General features: G+C 41.2%; 3 protein-coding genes and 1 pseudogene. 2 read left to right on the plus strand and 2 right to left on the minus strand.

Going from position 1 to position 3,111, the window contains the following annotated elements; genetic code table 11:
• Both purK and queA read left to right on the plus strand, forming a co-directional pair.
• Positions 1-1,085: 5-(carboxyamino)imidazole ribonucleotide synthase (gene purK, locus ACJHV0_RS05135; protein WP_483133566.1), on the plus strand; the 1,085-nt coding region annotated here is incomplete at its 5' end.
• A 117-nt stretch (positions 1,086-1,202) separates the two neighbouring features.
• The gene (gene queA, locus ACJHV0_RS05140) at positions 1,203-2,288 is read left to right on the plus strand and encodes a tRNA preQ1(34) S-adenosylmethionine ribosyltransferase-isomerase QueA (RefSeq protein WP_483133567.1); all 1,086 of its coding nucleotides are present in this window, start codon (positions 1,203-1,205) and stop codon (positions 2,286-2,288) included.
• Between the two features lie 27 nt (positions 2,289-2,315).
• On the opposite strand, the gene ACJHV0_RS05145 is transcribed toward queA, so the two are convergent.
• Positions 2,316-2,573 (minus strand): transposase, encoded by a 258-nt coding sequence (locus ACJHV0_RS05145; protein WP_483133568.1) that lies wholly within the window; start codon positions 2,571-2,573, stop codon positions 2,316-2,318.
• A gap of 304 nt (positions 2,574-2,877) precedes the next feature.
• Positions 2,878-3,111, minus strand: a pseudogene (locus tag ACJHV0_RS05150) (DNA internalization-related competence protein ComEC/Rec2); the annotation flags it as partial.

The following is a 3,111-nucleotide window of genomic DNA, read 5'->3' on the forward strand; positions in this document are numbered from 1 at the left end:
AAAAAAGTGCTATCTACCCTCCTGTTTACGTATTAGGCAATGGTCAATTAGGCAGAATGTTGCGTTATGCAGGTGCACCGCTTGATATCGAAGTGAAACCACTTGCTTTTGACGCTCCTGTGTTTGATATTGAGCCAAATAGTATTATTACCGCTGAAATTGAACGTTGGGCGAATACGCCTTTAACCCAGCTTTTAGGCAATCATAAAAACTTTGTAAATTTGAATGTGTTTGGGCGTTTAGCGGATCGATTCACTCAAAAATCGCTGCTTGACCAACTGAATCTTGCCACTTCGCCGTGGCAGTTAGTAGAAAGTGCCGAGCAATGGCAACAGGTTTTCAAAAATATCGGCGAGAAAGTGGTGGTAAAACGCCGTACTGGTGGCTATGACGGCAGAGGGCAATGGATTGTAACCGCTGACTCTATCAGCCAAATCACGCCTGATTTATTCGGTGAAGTGATTGCAGAAAAATTTATTCCGTTTGATGGCGAAATTTCCGTAGTCGGGGCAAGATTCCGTGATGGCTCAACCCGCTTCTACCCGATTTCACATAACCTTCAACAAAACGGCATTCTCCGTTATTCGGTCTCTGATGTGAATTTACCCAACCAAGCCATTTACCAACAACAAGCCGAACAAATGCTCGGGGCGGTTATGCAGAAATTAGATTACATCGGCGTGATGGCGATGGAATGTTTTGTAGTAGGCGATAAATTACTCATTAATGAACTCGCCCCTCGTGTTCACAACAGCGGACATTGGACACAACTCGGTTGCTCTATCAGCCAATTTGAGTTACATCTACGAGCATTACTTGATTTACCAACGCCCGAACTCAAACAAATCGCCCCAAGTGTGATGGTTAATTTAATTGGTATTGAACATTCTAACGAATGGTTAGCCCTGCCTTTCGCCCAACTGCATTGGTACGGAAAAGAAGTACGAGCCGGCAGAAAAGTAGGACACATCAACCTCACCCACCCGGATAAAAAAGTACTGATTGGCTTACTCGAACAACTCCGCCCAAATTTAACCGAAGATTTTCATTCAGGGCTGGATTGGGCGATTGACAAGCTGAAGTAAGCGGTCAAATTTAAGCAAAATTTTACAAATCTTTTATATGAATGGTACTCGTCCTGACGAGTACCATTTTTTATGCTATCATCTCCGCCATTTTAATTTTACAGAGATAGAATAACCGTGTTAGTTTCCGACTTTCATTTTGACTTACCTGATGGGCTGATTGCTCGCTACCCGACTGCCGAGCGTTCGGCAAGCCGTTTGTTGCATTTAAACGGTGAAACAGGCGAATTTGCCGATCAGCAATTTACTGATTTATACGATCATATCCACGCAGGGGATTTATTAATTTTCAACGATACCCGTGTAATTCCGGCTCGTTTGTATGGTCGTAAGCCAAGTGGTGGAAAAGTAGAGGCATTGGTAGAGCGTGTATTAGATGAACACCGTTGCTTAGCTCACGTTAAAGCCTCAAAAGCTCCGAAAGAAGGGGCTGAGTTAATTTTCGGGGAAGATAAATTAGGCGAAGGAAACGGTTTTACCGCAACAATGGTAGCACGCCACGATACGCTCTTTGAATTGGAATTTAATACCCAAATACCGTTGTTTGATTTATTGCAGCAAGCCGGTCATATGCCACTGCCGCCTTATATCGACCGCCCTGATGAAGATGCCGACCAAGAGCGTTATCAAACCGTTTACAGTAAAGTATTAGGGGCTGTTGCAGCTCCAACTGCCGGTTTACATTTTGATAATGTGATGTTGGAAAAACTCAAAGCAAAAGGCGTAGAGACTGCGTTTGTTACACTTCACGTTGGAGCCGGCACATTCCAACCTGTTCGGGTTGATACTATTGAAGAGCATAAAATGCACGCGGAATATGCCGAAGTGAGCCAAGAGGTTGTCGAGAAAATTTTAGCCACCAAAGCAAAAGAAAAACGGGTGATTGCCGTTGGTACAACTTCTGTGCGTTCAATTGAGAGTGCGGCTCAAGCAGCCGATAACGAGGGAAAACTGATTGCACCGTTCTTCTCTGATACTTCTATTTTCCTTTATCCGGGAAAAACATTCAAAGTAGTTGATGCGTTAGTAACGAACTTCCATTTGCCTGAATCTACGCTGATTATGTTGGTATCCGCCTTTGCAGGCTATAAAAATACAATGAACGCCTACGCCCACGCCGTTGAAAAACAGTATCGTTTTTTCAGCTACGGCGATGCGATGTTTATCAATAAAAACCCGAATGCGTTAAATGATGTGCCGTGAAATGTATAGGGCAAATAGCAATTTTCCCTACAAAATATAAAAACGGTCTTCTTCCCATTTTAATGGGTTATTTTGGATATATTCGGTAATTTGGAAATAGGATATTTCATTACGAATAATATGTTCGTAATAGTTTCGTTGCCAAATGTCTGTAGGGGCGAATTGCAATTCGCCCTTTTCAAACAACAATTTTATCTGTTTTATAACAGAAATTTTAAATCCTCGAACCATAGCACCTATCGTATTTGATGTTCCATTTAACTTACGCGGTGTATTATCGGGCAATTACTATTTGCCCCTACATTATTGTTATCCAAACTTTCTGTAATTTCTAACATAGCGTGAAAATGGTTAGGCATTACAACAAATTCGTGTAATTGTATATTTTTTCGTATCTTTTCTGTATTTAACCATTCTTTATGTACAACCTCTCCAACCCTATTCAACTTCATTTCTCCTCCTAAAACTTTGCCGAAAAAACATTGCTTATCTTTACAACATATTGTAATAAAGTAATATCCTTGTGATCGGTAATCATAATATTTCAATCTGATAGACTTCCTTGCTTGCCTTTTAGGGGAATACGCCTTCATTTTTTACTCCCTTTATCTGCATAAAATTGCTTATACCACGCCGAATAGCGTTCTCTGCCTTGTTCTATTTCGGTTTTGTTTTGATAAAACTTCACCCTTACCATTCCAACTTCGGCAGTATTAAGCACCTTAATGCCTTTTCTTCTTAATCGCTCAACTACTTGCTTATTTGGCAATTTCCACGCATTCCAACGTCCTGCAGAAATAAGAGCATATTTTGGTTCAGTTAG

The sequence above is a fragment of the Mannheimia sp. genome (assembly GCF_056854775.1).